At 71.8% G+C, this 15,656-nt stretch carries 17 protein-coding genes; 9 read left to right on the forward strand and 8 right to left on the reverse strand.

Annotated elements, in window-relative coordinates; all coding sequences use genetic code 11:
• Positions 1-189: 189 nt before the first annotated feature.
• From ABT300_RS32570 to ABT300_RS32590, 5 genes are all read left to right on the forward strand, one after another.
• Positions 190-588 (forward strand): hypothetical protein, encoded by a 399-nt coding sequence (locus ABT300_RS32570; RefSeq protein ID WP_351683381.1) that lies wholly within the window; start codon positions 190-192, stop codon positions 586-588.
• Between the two features lie 133 nt (positions 589-721).
• Complete coding sequence (gene tgmA, locus ABT300_RS32575) at positions 722-1,018, forward strand: putative ATP-grasp-modified RiPP (protein ID WP_351683384.1); 297 nt, start codon at positions 722-724, stop codon at positions 1,016-1,018.
• Positions 1,019-1,021: 3 nt separating this feature from the next.
• On the forward strand, positions 1,022-1,990 hold the full coding sequence (tgmB, locus tag ABT300_RS32580; protein ID WP_351683386.1) for an ATP-grasp ribosomal peptide maturase: 969 nt from the start codon (positions 1,022-1,024) through the stop codon (positions 1,988-1,990).
• A complete protein-coding gene (locus tag ABT300_RS32585; protein WP_351683388.1) occupies positions 1,990-3,123 on the forward strand; it encodes a methyltransferase domain-containing protein in 1,134 nt (377 codons plus the stop codon). Before tgmB ends, ABT300_RS32585 begins: the two co-directional genes overlap by 1 nt.
• Before the next feature lie 67 nt (positions 3,124-3,190).
• Positions 3,191-3,502 carry a DUF6087 family protein gene (locus ABT300_RS32590; RefSeq protein ID WP_351683391.1) on the forward strand — a complete coding sequence of 104 codons (312 nt, stop codon included), beginning with the start codon at positions 3,191-3,193 and terminating at the stop codon, positions 3,500-3,502.
• Positions 3,503-3,572: 70 nt separating this feature from the next.
• Here the strand turns inward: ABT300_RS32590 and ABT300_RS32595 are convergent, their stop codons facing one another.
• Positions 3,573-3,842 (reverse strand): DNA-binding protein, encoded by a 270-nt coding sequence (locus ABT300_RS32595; protein ID WP_351683394.1) that lies wholly within the window; start codon positions 3,840-3,842, stop codon positions 3,573-3,575.
• 161 nt (positions 3,843-4,003) lie between these two features.
• Here ABT300_RS32595 and ABT300_RS32600 point away from each other — a divergent pair, with 161 nt between their 5' ends.
• The gene (locus ABT300_RS32600) at positions 4,004-5,638 is read left to right on the forward strand and encodes a site-specific integrase (protein WP_351683396.1); all 1,635 of its coding nucleotides are present in this window, start codon (positions 4,004-4,006) and stop codon (positions 5,636-5,638) included.
• Between the two features lie 193 nt (positions 5,639-5,831).
• Here the strand turns inward: ABT300_RS32600 and ABT300_RS32605 are convergent, their stop codons facing one another.
• Complete coding sequence (locus ABT300_RS32605) at positions 5,832-6,611, reverse strand: sigma-70 family RNA polymerase sigma factor (protein WP_502978040.1); 780 nt, start codon at positions 6,609-6,611, stop codon at positions 5,832-5,834.
• A 198-nt stretch (positions 6,612-6,809) separates the two neighbouring features.
• On the opposite strand from ABT300_RS32605, the gene ABT300_RS32610 reads away from it, so the two are divergent.
• Both ABT300_RS32610 and ABT300_RS32615 read left to right on the forward strand, forming a co-directional pair.
• On the forward strand, positions 6,810-7,181 hold the full coding sequence (locus tag ABT300_RS32610; RefSeq protein ID WP_351683399.1) for a PRC-barrel domain containing protein: 372 nt from the start codon (positions 6,810-6,812) through the stop codon (positions 7,179-7,181).
• Complete coding sequence (locus ABT300_RS32615) at positions 7,178-7,654, forward strand: ATP-binding protein (RefSeq protein WP_351683402.1); 477 nt, start codon at positions 7,178-7,180, stop codon at positions 7,652-7,654. The genes ABT300_RS32610 and ABT300_RS32615 overlap by 4 nt, the downstream gene beginning before the upstream one ends.
• 30 nt (positions 7,655-7,684) lie before the next feature.
• On the opposite strand, the gene ABT300_RS32620 is transcribed toward ABT300_RS32615, so the two are convergent.
• Together ABT300_RS32620 and ABT300_RS32625 are read right to left on the reverse strand one after the other, a co-directional pair.
• On the reverse strand, positions 7,685-8,131 hold the full coding sequence (locus ABT300_RS32620; RefSeq protein ID WP_351683405.1) for an ATP-binding protein: 447 nt from the start codon (positions 8,129-8,131) through the stop codon (positions 7,685-7,687).
• A gap of 182 nt (positions 8,132-8,313) precedes the next feature.
• The gene (locus ABT300_RS32625; protein ID WP_351683407.1) at positions 8,314-10,218 is read right to left on the reverse strand and encodes an AMP-dependent synthetase/ligase; all 1,905 of its coding nucleotides are present in this window, start codon (positions 10,216-10,218) and stop codon (positions 8,314-8,316) included.
• 198 nt (positions 10,219-10,416) lie between these two features.
• Here ABT300_RS32625 and ABT300_RS32630 point away from each other — a divergent pair, with 198 nt between their 5' ends.
• Positions 10,417-10,650: a DUF6480 family protein gene (locus tag ABT300_RS32630; protein WP_351683410.1), complete on the forward strand. Its 234-nt coding sequence runs from the start codon at positions 10,417-10,419 to the stop codon at positions 10,648-10,650.
• 6 nt (positions 10,651-10,656) lie between these two features.
• Here ABT300_RS32630 and ABT300_RS32635 read toward each other — a convergent pair whose 3' ends face one another.
• The 4 genes from ABT300_RS32635 to ABT300_RS32650 form a co-directional block, all read right to left on the reverse strand.
• Positions 10,657-11,748, reverse strand: a complete 1,092-nt coding sequence (locus ABT300_RS32635) for a glutamate--cysteine ligase 2 (protein ID WP_351683412.1) — start codon at positions 11,746-11,748, stop codon at positions 10,657-10,659.
• A 58-nt stretch (positions 11,749-11,806) separates the two neighbouring features.
• Positions 11,807-14,011 (reverse strand): 1,4-alpha-glucan branching enzyme, encoded by a 2,205-nt coding sequence (gene glgB / locus ABT300_RS32640; RefSeq protein ID WP_351683415.1) that lies wholly within the window; start codon positions 14,009-14,011, stop codon positions 11,807-11,809.
• Positions 14,012-14,016: 5 nt separating this feature from the next.
• Positions 14,017-15,387 (reverse strand): maltokinase N-terminal cap-like domain-containing protein, encoded by a 1,371-nt coding sequence (locus tag ABT300_RS32645; protein WP_502978041.1) that lies wholly within the window; start codon positions 15,385-15,387, stop codon positions 14,017-14,019.
• 28 nt (positions 15,388-15,415) lie between these two features.
• Positions 15,416-15,656 (reverse strand): alpha-glucosidase C-terminal domain-containing protein (locus ABT300_RS32650; RefSeq protein WP_351683418.1); only part of this gene is annotated, 241 nt, incomplete at its 5' end.

Genomic DNA, 15,656 nt, shown 5'->3' on the forward strand with positions numbered 1-15,656 from the left:
CACAGATCCCCCCGAGGACTACCCGTGCCTGTCCTCGGGGGTGACCGCTCCGGCCGCCTGATTCCACCCCACGGCGGGCGGCCGGAGCGCCTGACGACCACGACCAGCCCCCACAGCCCCGCGAGGACACACCAGATGCACCTTGCTCCGACTCGAACCCGTGAGACACGGCCGGTGTGCGGGCCGCCTGTGTCCGGCGACCCCTGGTGGGGGTCTGGCTACTCGATGCGCTGGACCTGGCGCGTCACCCGGTTCCTCGACGACCGCGTTTTCGAGCACGTGGCGGACACCTTCCACGCGTGGGGCGTCTCCTGGCAGCTCGCGGATCTTCTCGGCGAGCTGGCCGTCGGCTACGCCGGCGACGTCCGGAAGGTGGTGCCGTGCCGGTATGTGGCGGTGACCGCCACGCTCGAGGGGTTCCGGGCGACGGTGAGCGCGATACCGGCGCAGGAACCAGCGGCCGTGCATGGCGCGCCGGTCCCGAACCGGGGGCGGCCGTTCCTCGAAACGTCGTGGGGCCGCGCCGAACTGGCCCAAGGCCCCTGCCTGTACGCCGGCGTCAACCTCCTGGGTGTGACGCCCCTTTGACCCCCGCGCGGTGCCCCGGCAAGCCGCTGCGCGGGCCGGTCCCCTTCCACCGAAGGGGACCGTACCGGCCGCCCGCCGCCCCAGAACGGCGGGCGGCCGGACTTCCGCAACACCCAGACCGAAGGAGACATCTGTGACGACCACGATGGACCGGGCGCGGGAAGCGTTCCCGCTGTCCGCCGGAAAGCTCCCGCACAGCGCAGAGGCACCGTCCGGGCCGGACACCCGGCCCTTCGCTCTGCGGTTCGCGCGCACCCCGGACTCGACCGGCGCAGCCCGCATCCCGGCGTCGTTCTACGACACGGACCGCCAGGTCAACGTGTCGTATGACGGCGGGCTGCTGACCTGTATGGCGAACACCCACTCGCCGACGGTGCCGGACGGGTCGACGACGAACCCGCCGCCGCTCGACGAGGGCGCGAAGGACTAGATCATGTCCCTGCCTGTCCTGGTGATCGCGGCCACCGATGATTGGCCGACCGATCGAGTGGTGACCGAGTTGACCGGCCGGGGAGCCGAGGTGTTCCGCATGGACACCGCCGCCTTCCCCCAGCAGCTTTCGCTGTCGGGCCGGATCGACCAGGGGCATGGATGGGCGGGCGAACTGGCCGCCGCGCAGCGCACGGTGGACTTGTCCCGGGTCGGCGCGGTGTACTACCGCGCCCCCGGGGCGTTCCAGTTCCCCGACGGCATGACCGGCCCGGAGGGGCGGTTCGCCGCAGCGCAGGCCCGGGCGGGCCTGGGCGGTGTCCTGTCCGCTCTGGACTGCCGGTGGGTCAACCATCCGACGTTCATGGCCCGAGCCGAGTACAAGCCGGTCCAGCTCGACGCGGCGCGCGTCTGTGGGCTGCGCATCCCTGCCACGCTGATCACGAACCGGCCGGACGCGGTGCGGGAGTTCGCCGCCGCCGTTCCGGGCCCGCTGATCTGCAAGCCCGTGGCGTCCCCGGTGCTGATCGAGGACGACCAGCTGAAAGCCGTCTACACCCGACGTCTCACCCCGGATGATCTCGCCGACCTGCGGGGCGTCGAGACCACCGCCCACCTGTTCCAAGCCTGGGTCGACAAGAGCCACGAGGTTCGCCTGACGGTCGTCGGGTCGCGGATGTTCGCCGCCGAGGTCCACGCGGGCAGCGAGGCCGCCCACGAGGACTGGCGGTCCGACTACGGCTCGCTCACCTACGCCACCACCACGGTCCCCGCCGACGTCGAGGCCGGGATGCGCCGCCTGATGGACCGGCTCCACCTCACCTACGGGGCTGCTGACTTCGTCGTTGACCCCGAAGGGCGGTGGTGGTTCCTTGAGGTGAATCCGTGCGGGCAATGGGACTGGATCCAGGGCGCCACCGGGCAGCCGATAGCCGCGGCGATCGCCGACGAACTGCAAGGAGTCACCCTCTGATGGACTGGAAGCAGCACGCCGCCGACCTCGCCCATACGGCGGTGCACCCCGCATCCGCGTGGCACGGGCCGGTCCTGGCCACGCCCCGGCACCTGTGCGTGCCCTGCTGGTACGCGGCCGGCCCCGAGGGCTGGACGCCCGCCGACGGCCCGGCCGACGAGGTGGCGTGGGCGCGCGCCGCGTACACGGACCAGACCCTCGTGACCCGGGTCGGGCCCGTGCACGCCGACCACGCCGCCGACGGCCAGGCGGTGACCGGCAGGCCCACCTCGTCCAGCACCCTGCCGAGCCTCGTCGTCAGCATGCTCACCCACGGCCGGCTCTGCGAGGGCCAGACACTGCTGGACGTCGCGACCGGCTCGGGCTACAGCGCCGCCCTGGCGTGCGCCCGCCTCGGCGACGACTACGTGACGACCGTGGACGTCGACCCCTACCTCACCGAGGCCGCCGGCGAACGCCTCGACCGCATCGGCCACCATCCGAAGGTCCTCACGCAGGACGCGGCGGCCGAGCTGCCCGGCGAGTACGACCGGATCGTGTCCATGGTGTCCGTGCCGCGCGTGCCCGCCTCCTGGCTGCGCGTCCTGCGGCCGGGCGGACGCCTGGTGACGACCCTCGCCGGTACCGGGCTGATCCTCACCGCGGACAAGGGCGAGGACGGCGGGGCGGCGGGCCGGATCGAATGGGACCGGGGCGCGTTCATGGCGACCCGCACGGGCGACGACTACCCGCCCCAGCTCGACGCCCTGTTCCAGGAGGTTCGCGAGCGGGACGGCGACGACGTCACGGTGTCCTCGTTCCCGGTCCTCGACGTCATGCAGGCGTGGGAGGTGTGGTCGATGCTGTCGCTCACGGCCCCCGGCATCGAGCACCGCACCGGCACCGGCGACGACGGCGATCGGATGACGTGGATGCTGCACCCCGACGGCTCGTGGGCGCGCGCTCACACCCAGCCCGGCAGCCGCACCACGACCGTCCACCAGGGCGGCCCCCGCCGTCTCTACACGATGCTCGAGGCGATCCGGTGGCGGTGGATCGAGCACGGCGAACTGCCCGTGTACGGGGCGCGGGTGACGGTCACGCCGGACGGGTCGACCACCTTGGCCCGTGGAGGGTGGACGGTCACGCTCTGACCGGCCGGGGTTCCGCCGACAGCGCGGGCCCGGGCAGACTGGCAGCAGGAACAGGGAGGAGAAGCCCGTGGATGACGAGCCGCTGGACGAGTGGGCTGCACGCCGGGAGACTCGCCGGCCGAAGCCCGGTGACCGCAGGGCCGTTCCTCTCGGCGAGAGCCCTGAGCACGGCGGCCACGTCGACCCGGACGCCCCGCGCGCAATGCTGGAATGGGACGGCCACCAGTGGACCCCGAGCGGTGTAGCCGAGGACCATGCCACGGCCGCGCAGGAGACCGCGATGGACGCGGCGGAGCGGGTTCCCCTCCCGCGTTTCTCCGCCCTGCCGCCCGCCCTCGAGCGGCCGTTCAGGCCTACCCAGGTGTTCCGCCGCCCCTGAGCCGGTACCGCAGCGGGCCCGGCTTCCGGAGGGGGAGGGGGAAGCCGGGCCCGCTGGCATGGGGTGGTGGTCAGGCCGCCGGGGCGTGCTCGGCGGTCTTCTGCGGCTCGGCGCTTGCCTCGAGCCCGAGGACGCGGAGCAGGTCGGCGGTCACGACGCGGTAGGTGCGCCCTGCCGGGATGACCTTGCAGGGGAACTTCCCCGCCCGCACCAGCTCGTAGGCCTTCGTGCGGCCCATCCCGAATGCCTTCCCGCCGGTCTCGACGTCGGTCGTCGGCGGCAGGTCGAGCAGGTGGCGAACAGTCAGCTCCTGGTGGTCCGTGCTCGGCTGTTGGGTCATGTCCGTGCCACTCCCGTGCAACGTTGGGACGCTACTGCGCACTTGCATGCGTACTGCGCACAGTACGGCACGGGTTGATGTGAAACAACAGGTGGCGTACGTTGCTGGCATCACAGCATGCATAAGTGCGCGCGTAGTGCGCGGCGAGTCGGAGGATGTACATGACCGGAGTGCGACGCGCTGGTGGCATCTCGAAACGCTGCGAGTGCCGCGGAACGGACGGCAAGAGGCTCGGCAACGACTGTCCGCAGTTGCCGAAGCGCAATCACGGGAGCTTCCAGGTCCGCCAAGAGATACCCGCGGACTCGAGGGGCAACCGAAGGCCGTTCCGGCGCACCGGCTACGCCCTGGCCAAGGATGCACAGAAAGACCTCGACAAGGTCCGCGCCCTCCTCGATCTGATCGACGACGACGAGCACTACGCCGCGCAGATCGGTGACCTCCTCGCCAAGGTAATGAGCGAGCGCGCGGATATCCCCGACGCGACCGAGATCAAGCGGCGCCTGGCCGGCGGCGTGGTCCTCGACGGCGGTATGACGGTTGGCGAGTGGCTCGACGCCTGGGTCGCAGCGAAGAAGACGAAACGCCTGACGACGCGAAGCTACGCCTCGCACATCCGCGTTCATCTGAAGCCGGGCCTCGGGCACCATCGGCTCGACCGCCTGAACATCGGCCATGTGCAGGCGTTCTTCGACAGCTTCGACGATCAGAACGATGTCGTCAGGGCGGAGAATGCGGAGCGGCGAAAGCAGGAGGCGCGCTGCAAGTGGCGCCCGGGAACCAAGCCCGGCCGACCGTCGCCTGCGGTCTCTGCGCTCCTGGCCGCCGAGCGCGAGAAGCTGAAGGCGATGCCGCCGTGTCGGCCGATCACGGGGCCGGCGACGAAGCAGCGGATCCGGGCGACGCTGCGGGCCGCGCTCAATGCGGCGATCCGCAATCAGCTCATCACGTTCAACCCGGCCGCATGGGTCGAGCTGGAGTCAGGCAAGAGACCGAAGGCCAAGCTGTGGACGGCGTCGAACGTCGCGCACTGGGAGCGCACGGGCGAGAAGCCGTCGCTGGTCATGGTGTGGACCCCGCAGCAGCTCGGCGAGTTCCTCGACGAGGCGGAGAGCTCGCGCCTGTACTCGTTCTTCCACCTGCTCGCCTTCCGTGGCCTGCGGCGTGGCGAGGGCGTCGGGATCGAGTGGACGAACATCGACCTTGACGCCGGCCTGATCACCCCGTCGCGGGCGCTCGTCGTCGACAACTGGGAGGTGTTCGAGGATGACCTGAAGACGGAGGAGTCGTCGTCGACGATCGGCCTCGACTCCCTCAATGTCGGTGTGCTGCGGGAGCGGCGCGCGCAGCAGCTCGCCGAGCGGGACGAGTGGAATCGGCGGGCTGCGATGGAGCGCGCGGAGGGCAGGGGCGTCGCCGACTGGGTGGACACGGGCAAGGTGTGGACCGAGCCTGACGGAACATGGCTCCACCCGGAGAAAGTGTCGCTAGAGTTCCGGCGGATCTGCAGGCGTGCAGGGCTGCCGCCGGTCAGCCTCCGGGACCTGCGGCACTTGGCGGCGACACTCACCCATGCGGGCGGGGGCGACATCTTCGCGGTGAAGAAGGTGCTGCGGCACACCACGATCCAGCTAACGGGCGACACGTACACCGAGCTGCTGGAAGACGTCGACCGAGAGATCGCGGATAAGGCGGCGGGCCTGGTGCCCCGTGCTCGCCGGGCTGCCGAAGTCGCGACGCCGGAGGCCGGGAAGCCGGACGAGGGCGACGGTCAGGCCGACGAGGAGGGCGGGTAGGGTCCCGAGTGAGCGCATGCCCTGGACCCCGTCATCTTCACTGATGGCGGGGTCTTTGCTCGCTCCGTGCTCGCCCGAACGCCCCAGAACGGCCCGGAAGTACCCGTCAGAGAGCGACAGATGCGCGGCGAGGTGGCGTGCTTGAAGGCTTTCCGACCTGCACAGTTCGGCACTAGCCGACACGGAGCAGCTTTCACCGGCAATCGATGCCGTGAGGGCTCAGCGGATGGATGATCCGCCGTTCCCGTTCGTCCAGCTCGGCGATGAGCGGCGCCAGCGAGTGGAGGTCCTCCACCAGTTCCAGCGCAGGCTCCTCCGTGCCGATGAAGTCGGCCAGCACCGACTCGCCGTCCATGCCCCCGTCGGACGTCAGGGCCGCGTCCAGGGAGGCGGACGTGTAGCAGTTGGAGGCCTTGCGCGCCTCGACGACCTCCTCCTCGGACAGCGACATCAGCTGGGACAGCTCGCGCGTGGTGGGCATGCGGCCCAGTCGCGTCTGCAGCTCCTCCGTCGCCTTGGCCAGCTCGACGCGGGCCTCCTGAAGGCGGCGCGGCACGTGCACCGCCCAACTGGTGTCGCGGAAGAAGCGCTTGATCTCGCCCACGATGTACGGGACGGCGAACGAGGTGAACTCGACCTCACGGGTCAGCTCGAACCGGTCGATGGCCTTGATCAGACCGATGGTGCCGACCTGGACGATGTCCTCCATCGCGTCTCCCCGGCCGCGGAAGCGGGAGGCCGCGTACCGCACGAGCGACAGGTTCATCTCGATCAGGGTGTTGCGCACGTACTGGTATTCGTGGGCGCCCTCCTCCACGACCGCCAGCCGGTCGAAGAAGCGGCGGGAGAGCTCCCGCGCGTCGCGGGGGCTCACCTGGGCCGGCATGTCGATGAACGGAAGCCCCTCGCGCGGGTCGTCGGCGCCCGCGCGCTCTGCCGTGGCCGTCGCTGCCTGTACCGTCACGGCGTCCATGCCGTTCACTCCGTTCGTCGGGGCGGTCGATGACGCAGCTCGTCTGCCCCCGATCGCGTCACGTACGCCGAGACGTTCCGCACAGTCGTGGGCGGCGGCCGACGCCGTCCGCCGGCCCGCTCCGCACGGGGACGTCACGCCCGAATGCGACCGCGTCGGCAGGGTAGCCGCTGCTTCGGAACGCGAGGAGGGAGCAGCGTGACCATCGACGCAATCTGGTCCTACACGGAGGGCAGCGGGCATGTCGAGGGACAGGATCTGACCGGCTACGCCGTCACGACGGCCGACGGCACTCTCGGGCACGTGGAACGCGAGGCGGACCCGCACGGCATGCGGCACCTGGTCGTCGACACGGGAGTATGGCTGTTCGGCAGGAGCGCCGTCGTCCCGGTCGGCGCGGTGAGCGCGATCGACGCCGGGGCCGGACAGGTCTCCCTGACCTGTACGAAGGACGAGGTGAAGGAGGCGCCCCGCTTCCACACCGACAGCGAGACGACCGATCCCGGGTACCTCACCGCGGTGGGCGACCACTACCGGCGGCAGGTCCCACGGGGAACGACCCCGGCGTGAGGGAGGACGAACTCGCGCGCACCCGACCGACGTTCACGCAGTCGCCTGCGCCTGCGCCTGCGCCTGCGTCTGCGCCGGTCGGGACCGCTGCCGCCGCCCGGGCCCACGCCCGGGCGGTCGCGGAGGCCGGCCGGGACGCCTGGACCGGACCGGCGCATGAGACGGACATGATCGACCTCATGCTGGTCGTCTCGGAACTGGTGACCAACGCACTGCGGCACGGCGGCGGACTGGCCGGGTTCGAGGCGGTGTCCGTCCCCGACGGGATCCGGCTGGCCGTGCGCGACCACAGCGACGGGATTCCGTCCGGTGTGCGCGGACCCGCCCCGCCGCCTGCCGGGCGGGCCGCCGGCGGCTACGGCTGGCCGCTGGTGCTGCGGCTGGCCCGGGAGATCGAGATCGAGAGCGAGCCGACGGGCGGGAAGACGATCAGGGCGTTCGTGCCGATCCGCCCGGCGGACAGGTCGGCCTGACGGCCGTAGGGGCCCGCGATAGCGGCGGGCTCACCAGGGCAGGAAGACGTGGACGTCCTTGCCCTCGCCCCGGCCCGGCTCGTTCGGCACCACGCTGACCTGACTGCAGAGCGTGTCCACCAGATACCAGCCGATGCCCCCGCCCCCGGTGTCGGGATGAAAGGGCCGCGGGGTGGGCGGTGTGCTGTTGGTGTCGTGCACCGTGACGTGCACCCCGTCGAAGGTGCGCCGCAGATGCACCTCGAAGGGGCCCGGCGCGTACTGGACCGCGTTGGCGGCCAGTTCCGTGACGATCAGCACGATGTCGTGCCAGCACTCCGGCGCCGTGGGCGGCGCGGTCCGGGCCAGCTCCCGGAGGAACGCCTCCGTGGCCAGACGCGCACCCGTCACGTCATGCGGTTCACCCGCGAAGCGGGCCGTACGGCTCGGAGTGGCCCAGGAGGACACTGCGTCACTACCCCGTGGTTCGGCTGCCATGTCGTCAGTGCGGCCCCACAGCGTCCGGGACCGTCGTCCTTTCTCGTACGGCTCTTGGGCGTCGCCCTCTCTGGGTTCCCAAGGACTCCCGGGCTACGCGTCCGGTTTCCGGCGGCGACGGGCCCCGGGCGCGGTGCGTGCGCAGTGACCCCGCGGCTGCGCGGCGCGCCGCCCCGGCCGGGTCACCGGAAGACGTCGTCGGCGTCGTCCCAGCTCAGGACCTCCTCCTGCGGGCTCTGCCGGGGCAGACGGGCCCGCGCCTGGTACATCGCCTCGATCTCCGCCGCGTAGTGCGCCACGATCGAGTCACGGCGCAGTTTCATCGAGGGCGTCAGCAGTCCGCTGGCCTGGTCGAAGGGCTGCGGCAGGATACGGAACGCCCGGATCGACTCCGAGCGCGACACCGAGCTGTTGGCGGCGGCCACGGCCCGTCCGATCTCCTCGCGCAGCGCGTTCTCCTCGCGCGCCTCCCGGCTCTGCGGGTCGCCGTGCAGCGTCAGGCTTCCCCGCCAGTGCGCCAGGAAATCCGGGTCCAGGGTGATCAGCGCGCCCACGCAGGGCCGGTTGTCGCCCACCACCACCGCCTGGTGGACCAGCGGGTGCATGCGCAGCCGCTGCTCCAGTGCGGTCGGCGCCACGCTCTTGCCGCTGCTGGTGATGATGACGTCCTTCTTGCGCCCGGTGATCGTGAGGTAGCCGTCGGAGTCCAGGAAGCCGAGGTCGCCGGTGGCCAGCCAGCCGCCCGACAGCACGGCCCGCGTCGCGGCGTCGTCGTTGACGTAACCCTGGAAGACCGACGGGCCGCGCACCAGGATCTCCCCGTCGTTCGCCACCCGGACGTCCGTGCCCGGCAGGGGCTGCCCGACGGTGCCCGACTTCTCCCGGCCGAGCGGCTGCATGGTGATCCCGCCGCCGGTCTCCGTCAGGCCGTACCCGTCGTGCACGTAGATGCCGATGCCCTCGTAGAACAGGGAGAGGTCCCGGTGCAGCGGGGAGCCGCCCGACGTGCCGCGGTGGACCCGGCCGCCGAGCGCGGCCCGGAGTCTGCGGTACACCGTGCGTTCGAACAGGGCGTGCTGGAGCCGCAGGTCGAGGCCGGGCCCGGAGCCGCGGCCCAGCCGCTGCCGTTCGACGGCGGCCGCGAAGTCGCGGGCCGTCTCCGCCGCCCGCTCGAACAGGGCGCCGCGCCCCGCCTCCTGGGCCGCCCGCAGGAAGTTCTTGTAGATCTTCTCGAACACCGAGGGAACGGCGTACAGATACGTCGGCCGGAAGGTGCGCAGCGACTCCGCGAGCGCGTCCGCCCCTATGTCGGGCTGGTGGCCCATGACGATGCCCCCGCGCAGACACAGCCCCTGGATCATCAGCCCGTACACATGGGAGAACGGCAGGAAGGCGAGCACGCTGGCCTGCTGGCCCGCGGGTGCGGCGGTGTGGCCCCAGCCCGCCAGCAGGGTGTCGCAGGGGCTGGCCAGGCTGCGGTGGCTCAGCGCGCAGCCGAGGGCCCGGCCCGAGGTCCCGGAGGTGTAGGCGATCACCGCGGTCGAGTCGGGCAGCACGATCCTGCGCAGCGAGTTCACCGTGGTGACGGACACCCGCTCGCCGCGCCGGGTGAGCTCGTCGAAGGCTCCCGCGTCCAGCTGCCACACGTGCCGCAGCGCCGGCAGGGCGGCGCACACAGATCCCACCGTCATCACGCTCTGCTCGTCCTCCACGACCACGCCGACGCAGTCGGCGTCCCGCAGGATCCACTCGACCTGCTCGCGCGAGGAGGTCGGATAGACGGGGACCACCTCGGCGCCCACCGCCCACAGGGCGTGGCACAGCACGGTCCACTCGTACCGGGTGCGCGCCATGATCGCGACGCGGTGCCCGGGGGAGATGCCGGACGCCACGAACCCCTTGGCCAGATCGACCACCTCGTCCCGCAGTTCGACGGCGGTCACCTCCTCCCAGTCGCCGGAGGCGGCGTCCGCACGGCGGGAGAGCACAGCGAGCGTCGGGGTGCGGGCGGCGGTGTCGAAGACGGTGTCGGCGAGGCCCCCGGTCAGGGGCGGGGCGGCCGGGGGAGCGAGAGCGAAGTCGCGCATGCGCTGCTCCTGACGTGTACGGGCTGTGACTCCGCCGACGGGAACTGTTATCGACGGTGGTCGAATCTAGCCCAGGTGAGACCGCTTGTGGCCTGGAACGAATAAGTAATCCGCCTTGATGATCTCGGCGGTGCGGGGTGCGGAGTTTCCGTCGGCCTCCCGACGGTGGAATCGACGCGCACGGGGGACTCGGAGGGCATGACCCACATCAGCCCCGACCCCGAACCCCAGCGCACCACCGGACTGGAACCGGGCGGCGGCGTCCCCCCGGGCGAGACCCCGCCCGCGGAGAGCAGCATGCCCGGAGCCGGCCCCCGGGAGACGCACAACCCGCCGGGGGGCTGGGCCAAGGCCCCGCTCACTGTGATCATCGTCGTCGCCGTCCTGATCGCCGCCTTCTTCCTGGCGTACGCGATCGACCTGATGCTCTGACGGCCCTCAGCCCTGGGTGTCGCGTACGCAGGCGGCGACCACCTCGCGCAGACTGCCCGTGCGCTCCCACACCTGACGCTGGACGTGCGCGCCGTTGCCCCTCCGCAGCAGCCCGGCGCACGCAGCGCGGGCCCGCTCCAGGTCCCCGGCGTCCGCCAGCGCGTCCTCCACGTGCTCCAGCAGGGCTCCGACGACCGTCTCGGCGGGAGCGCGCCGCATGGTCGCCGGATGCAGCAGGTCCCCGGCCAGCCCCGAGCGGGCCGCCCGCCAGCCGGCCAGCCGCAGCAGGCTCACACTGTGGTCCACCGGCTCCCGGCCGGCCTCCAGGTCGCGGGCGGCCGTCTCGACGAGCCCGCGCACGAGCGTGGCGACCAGCACGGCGGTGTCCGCGTGCAGACAGACGTCCGACACACGCACCTCCACCGTCGGATAACGCGCCGACAGCCGGGCGTCGAAGTAGACCATGCCCTCGTCGAGGATCGTGCCCGTGGCCACCATGTCCGCCACCCGCCGGCGGTAACCCTCCGCCGAACCGAACAGCTCGGTGGGACCGGACGACGGCCAGCGCTGCCACACCCGGCTGCGATAGCTGCTGTAACCCGTCTGTCGGCCCTGCCAGAAGGGCGAGTTGGCGCTCAGCGCGATCAGCACCGACAGCCAGGGGCGGATGCGGTCGACGACCGCGACGCCCTCCTCGTCCGAGCCGACGGACACATGGACATGGCAGCCGCACACCATCTGCTCCTGCGTGGCGATGCCGAACTGCTCCGCCATCCACTGGTAGCGCCGGTTCATGCTGACCGACGGGCGCACCGGCAGCGGCGACGTGGCGAGCGCCGCCACCGCGCAGCCGGCCCCCCGGGCGTGCCGGGCCGCCTCCCCCCGTATCCGCACGATCTCCGCGCCGAGGTCGTCCATCCCGGACTGGGGATGGGTGGCGAACTCGAGCATCTGGCTGTGCAGTTCCTTCTCGAAGACGTCGTCCCCGCCGTCCTCGCACCGCGCGGCGCGGGCGAGGACGGCGGAGGACAGCGCCAGCGGTTCGCCGGTCTCCGGGTCGACCAGGAGGAGTTCCTCCTCCACTCCCACGGTGCGCACGCGACGTCAGCCCTTCTGTGGTGGGTGGTACGCACCCGACTGCCCCGTCCTGCCCTGTTCACACGGACGACGGGAGCATCCAGACCGTCGCCAGCGGGGGCAGCGTCAGCGTGAGCGCCCCGCCCTGCACGGCGACCGGGCCGGACAGGCCGACACCGCTGCCGCCGTAGCGCTCGGCGTCGGTGTTGAGCACCTCACGCCAGGCCGAGGCATCCACGGGGACGTTGAGACGGTAGTCGTGACGCACCACCGGGGAGAAGTTGCTGACGACCAGGAGCGGCGCCCCGTGCGCGTCGTGCCGCAGGAACGCGAAGACGTTGTCCTCCGCGGCGTCCCCCAGCACCCACCGGAAGCCGGCGGGGTCGGTGTCGCGCTCCCAGAGCGCGGGGGTGGCCCGGTACACCGTGTTGAGGTCGCGCACCAGATCCTGCACGCCCCGGTGGTCGCCCGCCGACGCGTACCCGGCGTCGAGCAGCCACCACTCGGGTCCGTGCGCCTCGGACCACTCCGCGCCCTGTGCGAACTCCTGCCCCATGAACAGGAGTTGCTTGCCCGGATGCGCCCACATGAAGCCCAGGTAGGCACGGTGGTCGGCACGCCGCTGCCACCAGTCGCCCGGCATCTTGGAGACGAGCGCCCGCTTGCCGTGCACGACCTCGTCGTGCGAGATGGGCAGCACGTAGTTCTCGCTGTAGGCGTACACCATCGAGAAGGTCATCTCGTTGTGGTGGTACTTGCGGTGCACCGGCTCCTTGCCGATGTACTGCAGCGAGTCGTGCATCCAGCCCATGTTCCACTTCAGCCCGAAACCGAGCCCGCCGCTGTCCGTCGGCCGGGTCACGCCGTCCCAGGCGGTGGACTCCTCGGCGATCGTCACGACGCCCGGGTTGCGGCGGTACACCGTCGCGTTCATCTCCTGCAGGAACGCCATGGCGGCCAGGTCCTCGCGGCCGCCGAACACGTTCGGCGTCCACTGCCCGGAGTCGCGTGAGTAGTCCAGGTAGAGCATGGAGGCGACGGCGTCCACCCGCAGGCCGTCGACGTGGAACTCCTCGCACCAGTAGGTGGCGTTCGCCACCAGGAAGTTGCGCACCTCGATCCGGGCGAAGTCGAACTCGTAGGTGCCCCAGTCCGGGTGCTCGGCCCGGCGCGAGTCCCCAGGCTCGTACAGCGGCTCGCCGTCGAACCGGCCGAGCGCCCAGTCGTCCTTGGGGAAGTGCGCCGGCACCCAGTCCACGATCACGCCGACGCCGGCCCGGTGCAGCGCGTCCACCAGGTACTTGAAGTCGTCCGGGGTGCCGAGCCGGGCGGTGGGCGCGTAGAAGCCGGTGACCTGGTAGCCCCACGAGCCCGAGAACGGATGCTGGGCGACCGGCATGAGCTCCACATGCGTGAAACCGAGGTCCCGCACATAGGCGGGCAGCTCCTCCGCCAGCTCCCGGTACGTCAGACCCGGCCGCCAGGACGGCAGATGGACCTCGTACACGGAGAACGGGGCGACGTGCACGGGGACGTCGCCCCGGTGCGCCATCCACTCCTCGTCCGACCACTCGTGGTGCGAGGCGTGCACGATGGACGCCGTGTCCGGCGGCACCTCGGCACGCCGGGCCATCGGGTCCGCCTTGAGGAACCGGTCGCCGTGCCGTGAGGTGATCTCGAACTTGTACCGGGCGCCCTCGCCGATCCCCGGCAGGAACAGCTCCCACACCCCGGACGAGCCGAGGGACCGCATCGGGAAGGCCGTCCCGTCCCAGAAGCAGAAGTCCCCCGCGACCCGCACCCCCTGCGCGTTCGGCGCCCACACGGTGAACCGGGTGCCGAGCACGCCTTGATGGGCCATCGGCTCGGCGCCGAGCGCCTTCCACAGCTCCTCGTGCCGCCCCTCCCGGATCAGATGCAGATCGAGGTCGCCCAGGGCCGGCAGGAACCGGTACGGATCGTCCGTCTTGTGCTCGGCGCCCTCGTACGACACCAGCAGCGTGTACGCAGGCACCGCGTCGAGCGGCAGCACCACCGCGAAGAGGCCGTCGCCCTCCGAGACCATCGGGGAGGCGTCGCCGTCGATCACCACGCTCACCGCGTCGGCGAAGGGCCGCAGCGCCCGGAAGAGGACTCCGCCCGGCGCCGGGTGCGCGCCGAGCAGCGCGTGCGGATCGTGGTGGGCGCCCGAGAGCAGCCGTCCGCGGTCGCCCGCGTCGAGCGCGGGCGCCGTACGCGGGCGGGGGCCGGCCGACTCGGGCGGAGAGGTGTCACGCAGGGCCACAGGGGTCAGCCTCCTCGGACGGCGAGTCGTTCGATCGCCGCCATGGGTACGGGCAGCCAGTCGGGACGGTTGCGGGCCTCGTACAGCACTTCGTACACGGCTCGGTCCGTCTCGTAGGCACGCAACAGAGCATGTTTCTTACGGGGGTCCCAGCCTGCGCGGGCCGCGTAGCCCGCGCAGTAGGCCTCCCGGCAACGCCGCGCCCACTCCGGCCGCCACGGGCGGCGCTGGCGGGCGGCGTAGTCGAAGGAACGCAGCATGCCGGCGATGTCGCGCACCGGCGAGTGGGCGCTGCGCCGCTCGGCCAGCGGACGGGACGGCTCGCCCTCGAAGTCGATGACGAACCAGTCGCGTCCGGCGCGCAGCACCTGCCCGAGGTGCAGGTCGCCGTGGATGCGCTGGGCGGGCGGACCCGCGTCGCACGCCGAGAGGGCGCCGAACGCGGTGGTGAGACCCGGCACGAACGGCCGCAGCGCCGGCACGTGGTGCGCCGCCGCCTCCAGCCGCTCGGTCATCGCGGCCGCCGTGCGCCCGTCCTCCGCGTGCGGGCCGGCCGGGAGGGCGGCGGCCAGCGCCAGATGGACGTCGGCCGTGGCCCGCCCCAGCTCCTCGGCCTCCGCCGTGAAGTCCTCGCCCAGCGAGAGCGCCCGCAGCGCCAGCGTCCAGCCGTCCGAGGCGTCGGGCAGGAACGGCTGCAGCACGCCGAGCGTGGCCTCCTGCGGATGGGTCGTGCGAAACCAGGCCACCGGTGCGGGCACCCGCCCGCACCCCTGCCCGGCCAGCGCGACCGGCACCTCCAGATCGGGGTTCACCCCCGGCTGGATGCGCCGGAAGATCTTCAGGATGAACGCGTCCCCGTAGACCAGGGAGGTGTTGGACTGCTCGGCCTCCAGCAGCCGCGGCGCGAGCCCCGGGGGCAGGGACACGGAGGGGTCCGACTCGAAGGACAGCGGACCGAGCGTGCCGGGATGCCGCATCCGCTCCAGCAGGAGATGCGCCGACCGCGGGTCCTGGAGCGCGTCGTGGACGGTCAGCCCGGCCAGCGGCCCCTCCTCCACCCTGCCGATCAACGCCCGCCCCAGCCGCGGCGACAGATGCTCCTGGAGGCCGAGCAGCAGCTGGTAGCAGTCGCCGGCCGGGGGAGTGCCGCCGGGCGTCGGGACGCCCGACTGGCCGGCGTGCACGAGCAGATGCAGACAGCCCGGATACAGCTCGGTCATCGACAGCATGCGCAGGTCGGTGATCGGGCGGTCCTTGCCGGCGAACCAGCGCTGCCGGGGCAGCCACTCGCGCAGCAGCGCGCCGAGCGGCCCCGTGGAGCGCACTGTGCTCACGGCGCCCGGACGCAGGGGTGCGGTCTTCGCGGTCCTCGTCACGGTGACCCATCCTTTCCTCGGCGCACGCTCACGGGCGGCGACCGATCCGGGACGCGGCTCTGGTGAGCCGGAACCAGTAGAAGCCGTGGCCCGCGAGGGTGAGCAGGTAGGGCAGTTCACCGATGGCGGGGAAGCGGACGCCGCCGAAGAGCTCGACGGGATGGCGGCCGTCGTAGCGGCTGAGGTCGAGTTCGGTGGGCTGGGCGAAGCGGGAGAAGTTGTGGACGCACAGGACGAGGTCGTCCTCGTGTTCGCGCAGGAAGGCGAGG

It is taken from the genome of Streptomyces sp. NPDC001027, assembly GCF_040299045.1.
Lineage (GTDB): Bacteria > Actinomycetota > Actinomycetes > Streptomycetales > Streptomycetaceae > Streptomyces.